Raw genomic sequence first — 16,818 nt, forward strand, 5'->3', positions numbered from 1 at the left:
CGATGAAGATCACCATCTTCGGCGCCGGCGCGATCGGCGGCTATCTCGCTGCCAAGCTGGCGATCACTGGGCGGACCGATCTTTCGATCGTCGCGCGCGGCGCGCATCTGGACGCGATCAAGGCAAATGGCCTGCGCCTGATCGAGGATGGCCAGGAGATTTCCGTCCCCGTCCGGGCCGCCGCCAAGGCCGAGGAACTTGGCGTCCAGGATTATGTGGTGCTGGCGCTGAAGGCCCATTCGCTCACACCCGCGCTTGACCAGATCGCACCGCTGCTTGGGGACCAGACCGCCGTCGTCACCATGCAGAACGGCGTGCCGTGGTGGTATTTCCACGGCGTCGGCGGGCCGCTCGAAGGCACCAGGCTGAGTGCGGTCGATCCGGGCGGCGCGATCTGGCAGCGGATCGGGCCGCAGCGCGTTATCGGCTCGGTCGTCTATCCCGCGGTCGAGGTCGATGCGCCGGGCCTCATCCGCCATGTCGAGGGCAAGCGCTTCTCGCTCGGCGAACCCTCGGGCGAGCGCAGCGAACGGGTCACACTTCTGGCCGAGGAGATGGTCAAGGCCGGGCTGCAGGTGCCGGTGCGCGACGACATTCGCAGCGAAATCTGGGTAAAACTGTGGGGCAATCTCTCCTTCAACCCGATCTCGGCACTGACCGGCAGCACGCTGGCCGCGATCGTTGCCGACGAGGGCACCCGCACGCTTGCCCGCACCATGATGCTGGAGGCGCAAGCGATTGGCGAAAGCCTCGGCGTGCGTTTTCCCATAGCGGTCGACAGGCGCATCAAGGGCGCCGGCGATGTCGGCGAGCACAAGACCTCGATGCTGCAGGACCTCGAGCGCGGCCGCCCGATGGAGATCGACGCGCTGGTGAGCGCGGTGCAGGAACTTGGCCGGCTAACAGACAAGCCGACGCCGACCATCGATGCCGTGCTGGCGCTGGTGCGCCGGCTGGCGGTGGAGCGCGGGTGTTATGGGTGATGGGGCTTAGGGGTAAATCAGAGCCGTGGCATGAGAGCGCGACGTTCTTCTCACGCCACAGTCGATGAGGGGCTGCGACGCCCTGCTCGTGGAGCAGGGGGCCACCTGGCGCGCCCCGGTCACTTCACGGAAAAGTCGACCGCTTCCTTCACCGTGCCGTCAACGGCGATCTGCACCTGATAGGTGCCGACCGGCCAGCCGGCATCCGGCTTGCTCACCGAGGAGTCGACATGGTTTTCGATCACGCCGATTTCGAAGCTGACCTCGTCGATTTTGTAGTTCGCCGGCGCGACACCGCCCGAATCCACCGAAATCCAGCTCACGGTGAGCTTCGATCCCGAGGCCACCGCGTCGGTCAGATCGGCGGAGAGGAAGATCTTGGCCGTGTCCGGCGCAAATGTCGCCTGAGTCTCTTTTGCGTCCTTGCTTGCGGACAGCACGATGTTTTCGAACCCTTCGGCCTGCGCGTGCACGGCGAATGCTCCAACCGCCACCAGGGCAGCTGCCCCTATCATCATCGACCGAATGCGCATGCTTTTCCCCTTGGATTGAAACCGCCGCCCGCGTCCGACTCATGTGGCGCGGGCCCACAACCGCTCTGTAGAATGCGAGGCCAGGGGTTGTCCATGGAGCCGCTGATGAACAGCACGGTCAGGCGCAACGCCTCCTGCGCGGGCGGATCAACCGCATCCGATCGATCTGGAGCTGATCCGGCTGGCGACTTGCCGCGTTCGATCAGCCCTCGGCGGCGACGAGATGGCCGTTGCCGACATCCCTTAGCGCCAGTTTCAACGGCGCCTCGCCGATCCTGCGGGTGGCGCTCGGGATCTCCTGATCGAGGCGGGCGAAGCGGCTTCTTCGCTGCGCGGGATCGGGCACCGGCACGGCTTCGATCAGCCGTCTGGTGTAGGGATGGCGCGGATTGGAAAAGACCTGGTCGCGCGTGCCCATCTCGACGATCTGGCCGAGATACATGACGGCGACGCGGTCGGAGATGTTCTCGACCACGGCCATGTCGTGCGAGATGAAGAGATAGGCGACGCCAAACTCGCGCTGCAGCTCCTTCAGCAGATCGAGCACGCGCGCCTGCACCGAGACGTCGAGCGCCGAGACGCTCTCGTCGGCGACGATCAGCTTCGGCCGCAGCGCAAGCGCACGCGCGATGCAGACGCGCTGGCGCTGACCGCCGGAGAATTCATGCGGATAGAGCTCCATCTGGTCGGCGGACAGGCCGACGCGCTCGAACAGCGCCGCCACACGCTGGCCGCGCTCATCCTTAGAGGCGATGCCATGGATCAGCAGCGGCTCGGCGACGAGGTCGCCGACACGCATGCGCGGATCGAGCGAGGCGTAGGGGTCCTGAAAAATCATCTGCACGTCGCGGCGCACCGCCTTGCGTTCGTCGCGGCCAAGCCCCGACAGATTGCGCCCGCCAATGACGATGTCGCCGCTGTAGGGCACCAGCCCGGCCAGTGCCTTGGCTGTGGTCGACTTGCCGCAGCCGGATTCGCCGACCAGCGCCAACGTCTCGTTGGGTGCTATCGAGAAGCTGACACCTTCGACAGCGTGAACGCGACGAGTGACCCGGCCGAAGAAGCCGCCATGCAGGTCGAAGCGGACATGCAGGTCCTTGACCTCGGCGACATTGGCTGGCGTTGCCGCCTCGACATCCCTGGATTCCTGGCGGCCGACGCCACTGCCGATACGCGGCACTGCGGCAAGCAACTCGCGCGTGTAGTCCGCTTGGGGCGCGGCAAAAATATCCGATGTCTGTCCCTCTTCGACCATGCGGCCATGTCGCATGATGATGACGCGGTCGGCCATCTCGGCAACCACGCCCATGTCGTGGGTGATCAGGATGACGCTGGTGCCGTGCTGGCGCTGCAGGTCGCGCAGCAGCTCCAGCACCTCGCCTTGCACGGTGACGTCGAGCGCCGTCGTCGGCTCGTCGGCGATCAGCACGTCCGGCTCGAGCGCCAGCGCCATGGCAATCATCACCCGCTGGCGCATGCCGCCGGACAGTTCGTGCGGAAATTGCTTTAGCCGGCTTTCGGCTTCCGAAATGCGCACCGCCTTGAGCGCCTCGATGGCGCGCTGTCGGGCCTGCGCCTGTGACAGGCTGGTGTGCGCCTCGATGGATTCGGTGAGTTGGCGGCCGATCGACAGCACCGGGTTGAGCGAGGTCATCGGCTCCTGGAAGATCATGGCGATGCGGTCGCCGCGAATGCGACGCATCCGGCGCTCGTCGAGCGTTGCCAGGTCGGTTTCGCCAAGACGGATTTTGCCATCGGATATGCGCGCCGCCGGTTGCGGCAGCAATTGCATGATGGCCAGCGCGGTCATTGACTTGCCGGAGCCGGATTCGCCGGCGATGCACAGCGTTTCGCCGCGCGCCAGCGTCAGTGAGAGGTTGGAGACGACCTCGCGCGAACCGTCCTCGCCACGCACGCTGACGGAGAGATTGGCGATGTCGAGGATGGGCCTTGTTTCGCCGGTCATCGCAGGGATAGCCCTGCAACGGATTTATTCCGGCGCACCCCCCCACCCGGACCTTCGGTCCGACCTCCCCACAAGGGGGAGGTAGGGCGCCGGAGTTTTACCCTCCCCCTTGTGGGGGTCCGAAGGACGGGCGAGACCCGTGGCTCGCCCCGGCAAGTCGCTGCAAAGCAGCGGGGTGGGGGTGCGGCGCCGACCTCTCATTCAAACACGCAGCGCGGGAAGTAGAACGACACCACCCAGTTCGGCATGTCGACGATCTCGCTGATGCGCAGGTCGCCGCACACCGAGGCCAGCATATAGGCTTCGACCGGATCAAGCTTGTACCGACCGGCGAGCAGGTCGACCATCTGGGCGACCGCCTCCCTGGCGCCGGTCATCAGGTCCGGGCCGATGCCGGTCGTCACCTCATAGCCCTTGGCGTCGAGATGGCGCGTCACCGGGCCCGACGTGGTGAAGCGCGGCGTCTTCAGCCTGGCGTCCTTGACCAGGTCGAGCTTGAGCACGACATCCATCGGGCTTTCGATCGCCGTGCCGCAGACCTCGCCATCACCCTGCGCGGCATGGGTATCGCCGACCGAAAACAGCGCGCCCGCCACCTCCACCGGAAGATAGAGCGTGGTGCCGGCAGCGAGATCGCGGATGTCGAGATTGCCACCGACCCGCCTTGGCGGTACCACCGAATGGTGACCCTTTTCCGCCGGCGCGTTGCCAATGGTGCCGGCAAAGGGTTTCAGCGGCACGCGAGCATTCTTGCCTAATAGCGCCGGCTCCAGCGAGGTGGCGTCATATTTCCAGATGTTCAGCGCCGGCTCCTTGAAGTCGTCGGCGAGCAGGCCAAAACCGGGAATGTTGGCCGTCCAGCCGAAGCCGGACGGTTTGAACATCTCGATCGTCACCTTCAGCGCGTCACCCGGCTCGGCACCCTCGACGAAGATCGGCCCAGTGACCGGATTGACCTTGGCGAAGTCGAGCTTGGCGACGTCGGCAACCGTGCTGTCGGGCCTCAGCTGGCCGCCGCCGGCATCGAGGCACTGGAACTCGATGGTCGAGCCGGGCGCCACCCGCTCGGCCGGGGCAAACGAATTGTCCCAGCCGAAATGGTGATGGCGCCCGTGGATGGTGTAGTCGCAGTTATTGCACATCTTTTACGTACACATTGTCATAGTTGATAAAGACATGGACCGGATCGACATAGAGGTTGTCTGCGCCGCCCATGCGTGCGGATTTCATGCTGAAGCGTTGCTCGTTGAAGACCGGCGCCCAGGGCGCGTCTTCCATGATCTTGTCGTAGATCGAGCTCCACATTTTGTTGCGCTCTTCGGACTTTGCCGGATCGGTTATCGAGTCGGCCTCGGCCGCCTTGGCGTCGAGATCCTTGTTGCAATACCATGACCAGTTCCAGCCGCCAGGAACCGCACCGGCGCAGCCGAGGATCGGGCCGTAGAAGTTTGAGGGATCGGGAAAATCCGCGATCCAGCCCATGCCGCCAGACCAGATCATCGGTGCGCCGGCCTTGTCGCCGCCAGCGGCAATCACATTGGCCTGGGCCAATGCCTGGATGCTGGCCTTGATGCCGACGGCCGCCAGATCCTGCTGGATCGCCTGGGCGATGCGCGGGTTGGGATCGGTGTTCATGGCGAACAGCTGGGTGTCGAAACCATCGGGATGACCGGCCTCGGCAAGCAGCGCCTTGGCCTTGGCGACATCATAGGGATAGCCCTTGTATTCCTTGTCGTAGCCCGGCATCGACGGCGGCAGCGGCTGGTTGGCTGGCACCGCACGGTTGTTGATGATCTGGACGATACGCGCCTTGTTGATCGCCATGTTGACGGCTTGCCTGACCTTCACATTGTCGAAGGGCGCCATGGTGGTGTTCATGGTGATGTAGCCGGTGTGCAGCTGGCCGCCTTCGACGACGCGCGCCTTCTGCTCGGGATCGGCCATCACCTCCTGGAACTTTGCCGGTGGAATGCCATCGAGGGGCAGGTCGATCTCGCCTTTCTGCATGCGCAGAAGCGCCACGATCGGCTCCTGGCCAACCTCGAAGGTGATCTTGTCCAGATGCGGCAGGCCCTTGTGCCAATAGTCCGGGTTGCGCACGAAGACGATGCGCTGGCCGAGTGTCCACTCGGCCAGCTTGAAGGCGCCGGTGCCGACCGGATGCTTGCCGAAATCGGCGCCGTATTTCTCGACCTCCTCCTTCGGTACGACATGCGCGAAGTTGATGGCCATGACATGCAGGAAGGTGGCGTCGGGCCGGCTCAGCTCGAACTTGACCGTATAGGGATCGACGACCGTGACGCCCGAGAGGCCATCCGCCTTGCCGGCGGCGACCTCGTCATAGCCCTTGATCGAGCCGAAGAAGCCGGCGCCCGGGCTCTGGGTCTTCGGATTGGTGACGCGGTCGAGCGAATATTTCACATCGTCGGCCGTCATCTCGCGGCCATTGTGGAATTTTACGCCATGGCGCAGCTTGAAGGTGAAGGTCTTGCCGTCGGGCGAAATTTCGTAGCTTTCGGCGAGGTCGGGCTTCAAATTGGTGGTGCCCGGTTCGTAGTCCATCAGCCCGTCGAACAGGCTCTTGATCATCGACCAGTTCTGCCAGTCATAGCCGATCGCCGGGTCGAGCGTAGTGACGTCGTCCTTGTACGTGGCAATGATCTCCCCGCCTTGCTTGGCGTTCGGATCGACGGCGTCTTCGGCACGTGCACTTGCCATGCCGAGCATCAGCGCCAGCGCCGATGCCGCTACCGTGGATGCGAGAAACTTTTTCATTTTTATGTTCCCTTTCTCTGTTCGGTTTTCATTTTCATCTGAGCTTGATGCGGGGGTCGATGAAGGGCGCGATGATGTCGGCCAAGAGATTGCCGAGCACGATGGCGAAGGCCGACACCAGCGTGACGCCCATGATGATCGGGATGTCGACGCGCTGGATGGCCTGCCAGGCCAGCTGGCCGATGCCGGGCCAGCCGAACACGCTTTCGACGACGACGATGCCGCCCATGAAGATGCCGATGTCGATGCCGATCATGGCGATGACCGGCAGGATGGCGTTGGGCAACGCGTGGCGGAACAGGATGGCGCGTCGCGCCAGACCCTTGGCGCGGGCGGTGCGCACATAATCCTGGCGCAGCACGTCGATCATCGACGAGCGCATCATGCGGGCGTACCAGCCGGCGCCGAGTATGCCCATGGTCAGCGACGGCAGCACCAAATGACGCCAGGTGCCGTAGCCGCCGATCGGAAACCAGCTGAGCCGCACGGCAAAGACGTAGAGCAGCAGCAGGCCGACGACGAATTGCGGTGCCGAGACGCCGACGAAGGAGGCGACCATCAAGGTCTGGTCGGTGGCGGTGCCTCGCTTGACGGCCGCTATCAGGCCCATGCTGAGGCCGAGCAACAGCTCGCACAGGATGGCGCCAACCATCAGCAACAGGCTGGCCGGCAGCCGCGAGACGATCAGCTCCGTGACCTCGGAGCGCTGGATGTAGGAGCGGCCAAGATCGCCGCTGATGAGCTTCGTGAGATAACGCCAGTACTGGACGACGAAGGGCTGATCGAGGCCGAGCTGCTGGCGGATGTTCTCGACCGTCTGCGGCGTGGCGCTGCGGCCGGCGATCTGGCGCACCGGGTCGGCCGGCAAGAGATAGAGCAGCGCGAAGGTGATCAGCGAGACACCGAGCAGGATCAGCAGTGACTGGATCAGGCGGCGGCCGAGATAGGCGATCATGCCCGGCCCCTTTGCGTCGGATCGAGGATGTCACGCAGCGCGTCGCCGATCAGGTTGAAGGCCAGCGCCAGCGCCAGGATCGCGGCACCCGGGAAGAACACCAGCCAGGGCGCGGCCTGAAAATAGGTCTGGTTCTCGAAGATGATGTTGCCCCAGGACGCCGTCGGCGGCTGCACGCCGATGCCGAGGAAGGAGAGCGTTGCCTCCAGCAGCACCGTGGTCGAGATGCCGAGCGTGCCCCAGACGATGATGGTCGGTAAGAGATGCGGCAAGATGTGGCGAAACAGGATGCGCGGCGCGCCGGCGCCGATGGTGCGTTCGGCATCAATGAATTCGCGTTCGGCCAGCGATGAGGTCTCAGTGTAGATGACGCGCGCGGTCTGCACCCAGTTGACCAGCGCGATGACCATGGCGACGATCCACAGGCTGGGCTCGAACACCGCCGCCAGGCAAATGGCGAGCAGCAGCGCTGGAAAGGCCATCATCAAATCGGTGAAGCGCATCAGCGCGCTGCCGATCCAGCCGCGGAAATAGCCGGCAACAACGCCGACCAGCGTGCCTATGAACAGCGCCACGCCATTGGCGACGATGCCGATGATCAGCGAGGTGCGGGCGCCGTAGAGGATGCGGGTCAACAGGTCGCGGCCAAGCAGATCGGTGCCCAGCCAGAATTTTGCATCCGGCGGCAGTGGCGATCCCTCGATGGTCAGGCCGTCGAACATCTGCTCGTTGGGGTCGTAGCCGGTCAGCCATGGCGCCAGCACGGCGCCGGCAACGACAATGGCGACGATCACCAGCCCAAGCAGCGCCAGACGGCGCCTGGCCAGCCGGCGCCAGACGCCGGCGCGCGGCTTGATCGGCATGCGCCCTGGTGCGGTGAGATCAGGCGCGATGGGACTGGTCATCGCCGCCTTCTTCCCCCGTTGCTTCTTCACTTGTCATCGCCACGATCCGGCGTGCCGCGTCCTCGACGCTGATCTGCCAGCTCATCGCCAGTGAGCGCAGCTGCGCATAGGCGCGCTCGTCATCGCTGCCTTTCGACAGAGCCGCCACAGCGCGCACGATGGTCTGGCGCTCGGCGACACGCTGGCGCAACGACGCAATTTCGCCGGCTAAATGCTTGCGTGCCTCAAAGCTCTGCCTGGCGATCAGCAACGCGCTGTAGACGCCGGCATTGCCGACCGGTTTCAGCAGTTGCGCATCCGCCTTGTGCGACAGCGCCCATTCGATGCGGCCCGGCGCCTCGGAACCGATCAGTGCCACCAGCGGCATCGGTGCTTCACCCGGTTTCCACGGGAATTGCTCGTCGAAGCCGAGATCGGCGTCGAAGAAGACGAAATCGGCCGCCAGCGCCTCGGGCGGCAGTTCGGGCCAGCAGTCCAGCGTGATCAGGCCGATGGCCGACAATTGCCGGGTGATCGCCTGCACCGTTGGATGCGGGCGATGCAGGATGAAGGCCCTGGCGCCACCGAGATTGGGGATGCGCGGGGTTCTTGTCACGACACCACCCTGAGACGCGGGCGGCCGAATGTTTTTGCCGGGTCGTAGCGCGACAGATACGGATCCGGCGCGACCTCGTCTTCGCGGCTGACGACCTCGAAGAAGCCGTCGGCGATGCGCCCGATGATCACCGGCAGCGTTGCGTGCTGGGAGTGGGCGTCGATGGCGATAGGCCCGAGCCGGGTGGAAAAGCGCCGTTCGGCGAAGGCTTTGGAGAATTCCGCTGGACCGGATTCGGCATCCCTTGAGAGCACGTCGGCCATCACTTGCACGGAAGCATAGGCGGAGGCCTCGAAGGACGAGGCGAAGGCGGCCGGGCGCGGCGCGAAATACGGCCCGACCGACAAATGCCCTTTCCCGGATTCGCCGATCGCCGGCAATTCACCCTCGGTGAGGTTGCAGGAGATGACGGGGCAGGCTTCGGGGCGGAAGGCCGGATCCTCGTCGCCCAAATCGCGATAGGCGGCCAGGAAGGCGTAGGACGAGGTGCCGATCAGATTGTTGAGGATGAAGTTCGGCCGCGTTGCCCGGATCTCCGCGATCAGGCGCGACACGTCGGTCTCGCCGATGCGCAGATAGCGTTCGCCCAGGACCTTACCGCCCGCATCGGCGATCAGGTCGCGGGCGACGCGGTTCATCTCCCAGCCCCAGATGTAGTTCGAGCCGAGCAGGAAACCGTTGGCGCCGAAGCGCGGCACGACATGCGCCATCAGCGGCACCAGATGCTGGTTGGGGCAAGCGTGCATGTAGACGACATGCTCGTTGGCTTCGAAGCCCTCATAGGGGCAGGCGTACCAGAGCATGCCGCCGGCCTTCTCCAAGACCGGGATCGTCTCCTTGCGGCTCCAGGAGGTGACACAGCCGACGACATGGCGGGCGCTGCTGGTCTTGAAGATGTCCTCGCAAAGCGTCGCGTAGCGGTCCGCATTGCTTTGCGGATCGCGCTCGACCGGCACCAGCTCGATGCCTGAGCTGCGGTCGGCGTTGATGTCGGCGATCGCGCGCATCGCGCCCATGCGGCACGCATCGGAGACGAGCTGATAGCTCCCCGAGCGGGAATACAGGATGCCGATCTCGATACGCCGTTTCAAACACAACCCCAGAAATGACAATGCCCCGCAGCCAGCGCCGGAAGGGCGAGGCATACGAGGCATATTTGCCGCCCGGCGATCAGAGCCGGTATTTCGCACTAGCGTATTCGGTCCGGCGGGTCAGTCAAGCGGGAAAGTGCGGCTCTAACCTCAACCCTGCCGCAACTGCTTCCGCCGCCAGGCAGCTGGCGCATCACCGACCCGCGCACGGAAAAACCGTGAGAAATACGCCGGATCGTCGAAGCCGATCTCGTAGGCGATGTCCTCGACCGTGCGCACGGTGAACAGCAGCAGGCGCTTGGCCTCGAGCAGCCGCCGTTCGCTGACGACCCGCTTGACGCCGCAGCCCAGCACCTCGCGGCTGGCCTTGTCGAGGAGATGCGGCGTGGTGGCCAGCGCCTCGACGTAGCGATCGACAGGCCAGTTGTCGCGGAAATGCGCATCGGCGAGCCGACGCAGGCCGAGCGCCAGCGACGCGTCGGAAGAGCCCGCAGTATCCTTGACCTCGGGGGCGAGCCTCGCGATGTGGGAGAGCGCGACGGCGATCAGCGCCGGCAGGATCCTGTCATTGCCGGCCTGCGCCTCGGCGTATTCGGCGGCGATCATCTCCAGCACCGCCGCCAGCCTCGCCCACGCCGCGTGTAGCGGCAGACCATCGGCAAAGACCGGCCGGTCAAGCGGCAGCAGGCTGTGACTGGCGATTGCCGCGAGCGCGCCGTCGGCGACGGATACGACGATGGCGTCGGTGGCGGGGCCGATCGAGAAGCCATGCACGACGTTGCTCGGCACAAAGCTGACAGCAGGCGCCGAAAAGTCCCAGGATTGGTCTTCGATACGGTAAGTGCCGGAGCCGCTGATCCAGTAGGTGATCTGGCCCATCTGCGGGTGCTTGTGCGCCGCGACCTGACCGAGATGGACGTTGCTGCGGGCAAGCACGGTCTCGACATGCAGGAAACCGACATCGAGCGGCCGAACCGGCTCGCCATAGACGAAGAAATCAGGGATGGAATTCTGGCTCATGTCGCCGGAAAAAGTCCAGTCGGTTTTACCGTTCCGTCCATAACCGATCTCTGGTCCAGGCGCTACTCTTGTCACCGAAAGAGGAGGACCATCATGCGATCAGAAGACTTCCGCGCCGACAAGGCACGCCCGTTCACCGGCGCCGAATATCTGGAGAGCCTGCGCGACGGCCGCGAGGTCTATATCAACGGCGAACGCATAGCCGATGTCACCACGCATCCTTCGATGCGCAATTCGGCGCGGTCGCTGGCACGCCTCTACGACGCCCTGCATGACCCCAAGCGGCGGGACACGCTGACCTCGCCGACCGACACCGGCTCGGGCGGCTACACCCACAAATACTTTCGCGTTGCCAAATCCTCGGCTGAGCTTGTTACCCAGCAGACGGCGATCGCCGAGTGGTCGCGCATGTCCTATGGCTGGATGGGGCGCACGCCCGACTACAAGGCGGCGCTGATGAACACGCTCGGCGCCAATGCCGACTGGTACGGGCCGTTCAAGGACAACGCGCTGTCCTGGCACAAACGTGCGCAGGAAGCCGCGCTGTTCATGAACCACGCCATCGTCAACCCGCCGATCGACCGCCACAAGCCGGCCGAACAGGTGAAGGACGTCTTCGTCCACATCACCAAGGAGACGGATGCCGGCATCTATGTCTCCGGCGCCAAGGTGGTGGCGACGTCCTCGGCGCTGACCCACTACAATTTCCTGGCGCAGGGATCGGCGACGGTGACCGAGGATCCTTCGCTGTCGGTGATGTTCATCGTGCCGATGAATGCGCCGGGGATAAAGATGTTCTGCCGCGTCTCCTATGAGCAGACGGCCAACACTGTGGCGGCACCCTTCGACTATCCGCTGTCGTCGCGCTTCGACGAGAACGACGCGATCCTGGTGCTCGACAATGTCTTCATCCCCTGGGAGGACGTGCTGGTGCTGCGCGATGCGCAGAAAATCCTGTCCTTCCACCCGGCGTCCGGCTTCATGCACGGCTACTGTTTTCAGGGCTGCACGCGTTTCGCCGTCAAGCTCGACTTCCTCGCCGGCCTGCTGGCCAAGGCGCTGCGCGCCACCGGCGGCGACGCCTTCCGCGGCAACCAGGCGGCACTTGGCGAGGTCATTGCGCTCAGGCACATGTTCTGGAGCTTTTCCAACGCCATGGCCTATAACCCGATCCCATGGGCGAATGGCGCGGTGCTGCCCAATCTCGAAGCCGCACTCGCCTACCGCACCTTCATGTCGGAAGCCTATCCACGCGTCATCGACACCGTGCGCCGGGTGATCGCTTCCGGGCTGATCTACCTGCCGTCGTCGGTGCGCGATTTCAACAACCCCGAGATCGACAGATACCTGGCGCAATATGTGCGCGGCTCCAACGACATGGGCCATATCGAGCGCATCAAGATCATGAAGCTGTTGTGGGATGCGACCGGCACCGAGTTCGGCGGCCGCCACGCGCTCTATGAGCTCAACTATGCCGGCGCGCCGGAAGAGGTGCGGCTGCAGGTGCTGAAGGGGGCTGAGCGCGGCGGGCGGCTGAAGGCGATGGAGGAACTGGTCGACACCTGCATGGCCGACTATGACGAGAATGGCTGGACGGGCGACACCTGGCTCGATCCGCTTGCCTCGATGGCTGAGTGAAATCAGATGGCCACGCAGATTTCGAAAACCGATTTCCGCGACGCCATGGCGAGGGTCTGCGCGCCGGTCAACATCGTCACCACCGACGGGCCGGCGGGCCGCGGCGGCTTCACCGCCACCGCCATGTGCAGCGTTTCCGACGAGCCGCCGACGCTGCTCGTGTGCATGAACGGGCGCTCGACGCAGGCCGCCATGTTCCTGTCCAACCGGCGCTTCTGCGTCAACGTGCTGACGCATGACCACATGCATCTGGCGGGAAAATTTGCCGGCGCGACCAGGGACATGGAAGCGCGCTATTCGGCGGCGCGCTGGCAGACGCTGACCTCCGGCACGCCGGCGCTGTCAGATGCGATCGTCAATTTCGATTGCGAGATCGAGACCGTGCATGTCGTGGGCACGCACAATGTCATGATCGGCCGCGTCATCGATGTCAGGCACGGCAGCGGCGGCTCGGCCCTGCTCTATGTCGACCGAACCTACACGCAGCCGACGCGGCTTGGCAGCTTTGGTGGGTGAGTTTTCAGATGGCGCCTCCGCTTGACGGGTTGGAGCCGAAGCCTCCCCAACGTCGTCATCCTAGGGCGAAGCAGGAGCGAAGCTCCGTCGCGGAGACCCTAGGATCCATGCCGCGACCTCAGGCATAGAGTGCAACGGAGCAGGATTCTGCACCGCTGTAGCGCTCAGGAGTCCCGGCATGGATCCTCGGGTCTGCGCCGCGTCGCTGCGCTCCTTGCTCCGCCCGTGGATGACGAAGTGATTGATGTTTCAGTTAATCGCCAAGGTAAGCGACGCCTCAACGCAAGCGACCCGTCGACACATCTGCGCCGGGGGCTCAGCTCTCGCCGTCGATCAAGCTCTCCAGCAAATCGAGCAGCTGCTCGAGCTTCTCATGGCCGAAGCGCTGTTCGATGTCGTCGTAGATGACGCGACGCTCTGGCGAAAGGGCGTCGATCAGGGCGGAACCGGCAGGCGCAATGGTCAGCACGACGCGGCGGCCGTCGCCTTCGGCCTTGTTGCGAGTGATGAATTTGCGGCCCTCCAGCGCCTTGATGATGCGCGTCAGGCTGGGCGGCAAAACCGAGGCGCGATCGGCAAGTTCCGTCGCCTCGACCGGGCCGGCTTCGCTCAGCACACGCAGCACACGCCATTGCTGTTCGGTCACGTCATGCGCCGCAAGCATCGGCCGAAACCGCGCCATCACCGCTTCGCGGGCATGAAGCAGCGCCATTGGCAGGGAACGACGGGTGTTTTCAGGCAGCAAGAAAAAGAAACTCCCCACGCTGGCTTGCGATCGAGAACAGGCCTCAGCCGAATCCGCCTGCCAAGGCCTGCTCCTGCCATCCCGTATCGTTGCGCCAAGCCCGATGCAAGACTTGACTTCGCCGATGTTGCATGTAATTAACGCGTTAACTACAACAAAGCAATAACCAGGGAACGAAACGTCGTGCCTCACTTCTCCATCGAGTATTCGGCCAATCTCGATGCCAAGGTCGATATGGGCGAATTGTGCGCGCTGGTGTTGCGCACCGTGCTGGACACCGGGCTGTTCGAGACCGGCGCCGTGCGGGTGCGGGCCTTTCGCGCCGAGGCCTATGCGGTGGCCGACCGGCTGCCGGAAAATGCCTTTCTCGACATGTCGTTTCGCATCGGAACAGGACGCAGCGCTGACGACAAGAAGCGAACCGGCGAGGCTATCTTCGCGGCGGTGAGCGAGCACTTGGCCACGCTGTTCGAGACGCCGCATTTCGCCCTGTCGCTCGAAATCCGGGAAATCGACCCGGTGCTGAGCTGGAAGAAAAACGCAATCCACCCGCGACTGCGCGGCAAGTGACGGAACCCGATATGTCCGACCTGCAAGGCAATCTGAACAAGGCCGAGGCCTATCTGGCCCGCTTCAAGCGCGACGGCGTGTTGAACCAGATCGGCGGCGAGGCGGTGCCGGCGCTCGACGGCACGACGTTCGAAACGCTGTCGCCGGTCGACCTCAAGCCGCTGGCCAAGGTCGCGCGCGGCGGCGCCGCCGACATCGACCGCGCCGCCAGGGCGGCCAAGGCGGCGTTTCCGGCCTGGGCCGCGTTGCCGGGCGAGGCGCGCAAGAAGCTGCTGCACAAAATCGCCGACGCGATCGAGGCGCGCGCCGAGGAGATCGCCTTCGTCGAATGCATGGATACCGGCCAGGCGCTGAAGTTCATGGCCAAGGCGGCGTTGCGCGGCGCCGAGAATTTCCGCTTCTTCGCCGACCGTGCGCCCGAAGCGCGCGACGGCGAGACGCTGCGCACGACAGGCCAGGTCAACCTGACCACACGGGTGCCGATCGGCCCGGTCGGCATCATCACGCCGTGGAACACGCCGTTCATGCTGTCGACCTGGAAGATCGCGCCGGCGCTGGCGGCCGGCTGCACCGTGGTTCATAAGCCGGCTGAATTCTCGCCGCTGAGCGCCCGCCTGCTGATCGAGATCGCCGAGGAAGCCGGCCTGCCGAAAGGTGTGTGGAACCTGGTCAACGGTCTTGGCGAAGATGCCGGCAAGGCGCTGACCGAGCATCCCGACATCAAGGCGATCGGCTTTGTCGGCGAGAGCCGCACCGGCTCGATGATCATGAAACAGGGCGCCGACACGCTGAAGCGCGTGCATTTCGAGCTTGGCGGCAAGAACCCGGTGATCGTCTTTGCCGACGCCGATCTCGAGCGCGCCGCCGATGCCGCCGTGTTCATGATCTATTCGCTGAATGGCGAACGCTGCACCTCATCGTCGCGCCTGCTGGTCGAAGCCTCGGTCTATGAGAGCTTCACCGCCAAGGTCGCGGAGAGGGCGAAGCGCATCGTCGTCGGCCACCCGCTCGATCCGAAGACGGTGGTCGGGCCGCTCATCCATCCGGTGCATGAAAAGAAGGTGCTGTCCTATATCGACATCGGCAGGTCGGAGGGGGCCACGCTCGCCGTCGGCGGCGGCAAGGTCGATGGTCCGGGCGGCGGCTGCTATGTCGGCCCGACCCTGTTCACCAACGTCTCCAACGGCATGCGCATCGCCCAGGAGGAGATCTTCGGGCCGGTGCTGAGCGCCATTCCCTTCAAGGACGAGGCCGAAGCGCTGGCGCTGGCCAACGACACGCAATACGGCTTGACCGGCTATCTCTGGACCTCGGACGTCACCCGCGCGTTTCGCTTCACCGACACGCTGGATGCCGGCATGATCTGGGTCAATTCCGAGAATGTGCGGCATTTGCCGACGCCGTTCGGCGGCGTCAAGAATTCCGGCATCGGCCGCGACGGCGGCGACCATTCCTTCGATTTCTACATGGAGACGAAGAACGTGGCCTTCGCGACGACCGCGCACGCGATCCAGAAACTTGGCGGCTGACGGAGGAAATCAGATGCCCTTGCCCAAGCCCAATCTCTACCCCGCCTTCAACATCGTGCGCCTCAGCCATGTCGAGCTGGCCGTCACCGACCTCGCCAAATCCCGCGCCTTCTATGTGGATACGCTCGGCCTGCAGGTCACCGACGAGACATCGGACGCCATCTATCTCAGGGCGCTGGAGGAGCGCGGGCACCATTGCATCGTGCTGAAGAAGGCGGCAGCAGCCGAAGCGCGCGACCTCGGCTTCAAGCTGTTCTCCGAGGAGGACCTCGACAAGGCCGAACATTTCTTCAAAGGCAAAAGCCTGCCTGTGGAATGGGTCGAGCGGCCCTACCAGTCGCGCACCTTCCGCACCCGCGATCCGCACGGCATACCGCTCGAATTCTATGCCCAGATGGATCGGCTGCCGCCGATCCACCAGAAATATGCGCTCTACAAGGGCGTCAAGCCGCTGCGCATCGACCACTTCAACTGCTTCTCGCCCAATGTCGACGAGTCCGTCGCCTTCTACAACGAGCTCGGCTTCCGGGTGACCGAGTATACCGAGGATGCCAGTAGCGGAAAGCTGTGGGCGGCGTGGACACATCGCAAGGGCGGCGTGCACGACATCGCCTTCACCAACGGCGTCGGTCCGCGCCTGCACCACGTCGCCTTCTGGGTGCCGACGCCGCTCAACATCATCGACCTGCTCGATCTGATGGCGACGACAGGCTATCTGCCGAACATCGAACGCGGGCCCGGCCGGCACGGCATCTCCAATGCCTTCTTCCTGTATGTCCGTGATCCGGACAACCACCGCATCGAGATCTATTGCTCGGATTACCAGACCGTCGATCCGGACCTGGAGCCGATCAAGTGGGACCTCAAGGACCCGCAGCGCCAGACGCTGTGGGGCGCGCCGGCGCCGAAAAGCTGGTTCGAGGAGGGCAGCACCTTCGCCGGCGCCAGGGCACGCCAGCCGGATTTGACGGCATCGCCGATCATTGCGCCGTGACGA

Annotated in this window: 16 protein-coding genes; 6 read left to right on the forward strand and 10 right to left on the reverse strand. The window is 64.4% G+C overall.

What is annotated here, in order from left to right:
- Positions 1–2 precede the first annotated feature (2 nt).
- On the forward strand, positions 3–983 hold the full coding sequence (locus HB777_28920) for a 2-dehydropantoate 2-reductase (GenBank protein QND67558.1): 981 nt from the start codon (positions 3–5) through the stop codon (positions 981–983).
- Positions 984–1,102: 119 nt separating this feature from the next.
- Here HB777_28920 and HB777_28925 read toward each other — a convergent pair whose 3' ends face one another.
- The 9 genes from HB777_28925 to HB777_28965 form a co-directional block, all read right to left on the reverse strand.
- Positions 1,103–1,516 carry a hypothetical protein gene (locus HB777_28925; protein ID QND67559.1) on the reverse strand — a complete coding sequence of 138 codons (414 nt, stop codon included), beginning with the start codon at positions 1,514–1,516 and terminating at the stop codon, positions 1,103–1,105.
- Positions 1,517–1,718: 202 nt separating this feature from the next.
- Positions 1,719–3,482, reverse strand: coding sequence for an ABC transporter ATP-binding protein (locus HB777_28930; GenBank protein QND67560.1), 1,764 nt, complete (start codon positions 3,480–3,482; stop codon positions 1,719–1,721).
- Between the two features lie 197 nt (positions 3,483–3,679).
- Positions 3,680–4,624, reverse strand: a complete 945-nt coding sequence (locus tag HB777_28935) for an acetamidase/formamidase family protein (GenBank protein ID QND67561.1) — start codon at positions 4,622–4,624, stop codon at positions 3,680–3,682.
- The gene (locus tag HB777_28940; protein QND67562.1) at positions 4,614–6,257 is read right to left on the reverse strand and encodes an ABC transporter substrate-binding protein; all 1,644 of its coding nucleotides are present in this window, start codon (positions 6,255–6,257) and stop codon (positions 4,614–4,616) included. Before HB777_28940 ends, HB777_28935 begins: the two co-directional genes overlap by 11 nt.
- Before the next feature lie 34 nt (positions 6,258–6,291).
- A complete protein-coding gene (locus HB777_28945) occupies positions 6,292–7,212 on the reverse strand; it encodes an ABC transporter permease (GenBank protein ID QND67563.1) in 921 nt (306 codons plus the stop codon).
- Positions 7,209–8,117 carry an ABC transporter permease gene (locus HB777_28950; GenBank protein QND67564.1) on the reverse strand — a complete coding sequence of 303 codons (909 nt, stop codon included), beginning with the start codon at positions 8,115–8,117 and terminating at the stop codon, positions 7,209–7,211. The genes HB777_28945 and HB777_28950 overlap by 4 nt, the downstream gene beginning before the upstream one ends.
- Positions 8,095–8,712, reverse strand: coding sequence for a transcriptional antiterminator (locus tag HB777_28955; GenBank protein ID QND67565.1), 618 nt, complete (start codon positions 8,710–8,712; stop codon positions 8,095–8,097). Before HB777_28955 ends, HB777_28950 begins: the two co-directional genes overlap by 23 nt.
- Complete coding sequence (locus tag HB777_28960; protein QND67566.1) at positions 8,709–9,803, reverse strand: transporter substrate-binding protein; 1,095 nt, start codon at positions 9,801–9,803, stop codon at positions 8,709–8,711. The genes HB777_28955 and HB777_28960 overlap by 4 nt, the downstream gene beginning before the upstream one ends.
- Positions 9,804–9,953: 150 nt before the next feature.
- Positions 9,954–10,823 (reverse strand): helix-turn-helix domain-containing protein, encoded by an 870-nt coding sequence (locus tag HB777_28965; GenBank protein ID QND67567.1) that lies wholly within the window; start codon positions 10,821–10,823, stop codon positions 9,954–9,956.
- A gap of 93 nt (positions 10,824–10,916) precedes the next feature.
- Between HB777_28965 and HB777_28970 the strand changes: the two genes are divergently transcribed.
- Positions 10,917–12,461 (forward strand): Pyoverdin chromophore biosynthetic protein pvcC, encoded by a 1,545-nt coding sequence (locus tag HB777_28970; protein QND67568.1) that lies wholly within the window; start codon positions 10,917–10,919, stop codon positions 12,459–12,461.
- Between the two features lie 6 nt (positions 12,462–12,467).
- Positions 12,468–12,977, forward strand: a complete 510-nt coding sequence (locus HB777_28975; protein QND67569.1) for a flavin reductase — start codon at positions 12,468–12,470, stop codon at positions 12,975–12,977.
- 316 nt (positions 12,978–13,293) lie between these two features.
- Here the strand turns inward: HB777_28975 and hpaR are convergent, their stop codons facing one another.
- On the reverse strand, positions 13,294–13,722 hold the full coding sequence (gene hpaR / locus HB777_28980) for a homoprotocatechuate degradation operon regulator HpaR (GenBank protein ID QND67570.1): 429 nt from the start codon (positions 13,720–13,722) through the stop codon (positions 13,294–13,296).
- A gap of 183 nt (positions 13,723–13,905) precedes the next feature.
- Here hpaR and HB777_28985 point away from each other — a divergent pair, with 183 nt between their 5' ends.
- The 3 genes from HB777_28985 to hpaD are packed head-to-tail and all read left to right on the forward strand — an operon-like array spanning position 13,906 to position 16,815.
- Positions 13,906–14,292, forward strand: coding sequence for a 5-carboxymethyl-2-hydroxymuconate Delta-isomerase (locus HB777_28985; GenBank protein ID QND67571.1), 387 nt, complete (start codon positions 13,906–13,908; stop codon positions 14,290–14,292).
- 11 nt (positions 14,293–14,303) lie between these two features.
- Entirely contained in the window at positions 14,304–15,821 is a 1,518-nt protein-coding gene (hpaE, locus tag HB777_28990; protein ID QND67572.1) for a 5-carboxymethyl-2-hydroxymuconate semialdehyde dehydrogenase, read from the forward strand.
- Between the two features lie 13 nt (positions 15,822–15,834).
- Positions 15,835–16,815, forward strand: a complete 981-nt coding sequence (gene hpaD, locus HB777_28995) for a 3,4-dihydroxyphenylacetate 2,3-dioxygenase (GenBank protein QND67573.1) — start codon at positions 15,835–15,837, stop codon at positions 16,813–16,815.
- Positions 16,816–16,818 lie beyond the last annotated feature (3 nt).

Source organism: Mesorhizobium loti, from assembly GCA_014189435.1.
GTDB lineage: Bacteria > Pseudomonadota > Alphaproteobacteria > Rhizobiales > Rhizobiaceae > Mesorhizobium > Mesorhizobium loti_G.

Bases quoted from the DNA above. Each gene is read 5' to 3' on its own strand.
- HB777_28920 (QND67558.1), top strand. From the start codon at position 3: ATGAAGATCACCATCTTCGGCGCCGGCGCGATCGGCGGCTATCTCGCT.
- HB777_28940 (QND67562.1), bottom strand. From the start codon at position 6,257: ATGAAAAAGTTTCTCGCATCCACGGTAGCGGCATCGGCGCTGGCGCTG.
- HB777_28945 (QND67563.1), bottom strand. From the start codon at position 7,212: ATGATCGCCTATCTCGGCCGCCGCCTGATCCAGTCACTGCTGATCCTG.
- hpaE (QND67572.1), top strand. From the start codon at position 14,304: ATGTCCGACCTGCAAGGCAATCTGAACAAGGCCGAGGCCTATCTGGCC.
- HB777_28970 (QND67568.1), top strand. From the start codon at position 10,917: ATGCGATCAGAAGACTTCCGCGCCGACAAGGCACGCCCGTTCACCGGC.
- hpaD (QND67573.1), top strand. From the start codon at position 15,835: ATGCCCTTGCCCAAGCCCAATCTCTACCCCGCCTTCAACATCGTGCGC.
- HB777_28975 (QND67569.1), top strand. From the start codon at position 12,468: ATGGCCACGCAGATTTCGAAAACCGATTTCCGCGACGCCATGGCGAGG.
- HB777_28935 (QND67561.1), bottom strand. From the start codon at position 4,624: ATGTGCAATAACTGCGACTACACCATCCACGGGCGCCATCACCATTTC.
- HB777_28925 (QND67559.1), bottom strand. From the start codon at position 1,516: ATGCGCATTCGGTCGATGATGATAGGGGCAGCTGCCCTGGTGGCGGTT.
- HB777_28930 (QND67560.1), bottom strand. From the start codon at position 3,482: ATGACCGGCGAAACAAGGCCCATCCTCGACATCGCCAATCTCTCCGTC.
- HB777_28965 (QND67567.1), bottom strand. From the start codon at position 10,823: ATGAGCCAGAATTCCATCCCTGATTTCTTCGTCTATGGCGAGCCGGTT.
- HB777_28950 (QND67564.1), bottom strand. From the start codon at position 8,117: ATGACCAGTCCCATCGCGCCTGATCTCACCGCACCAGGGCGCATGCCG.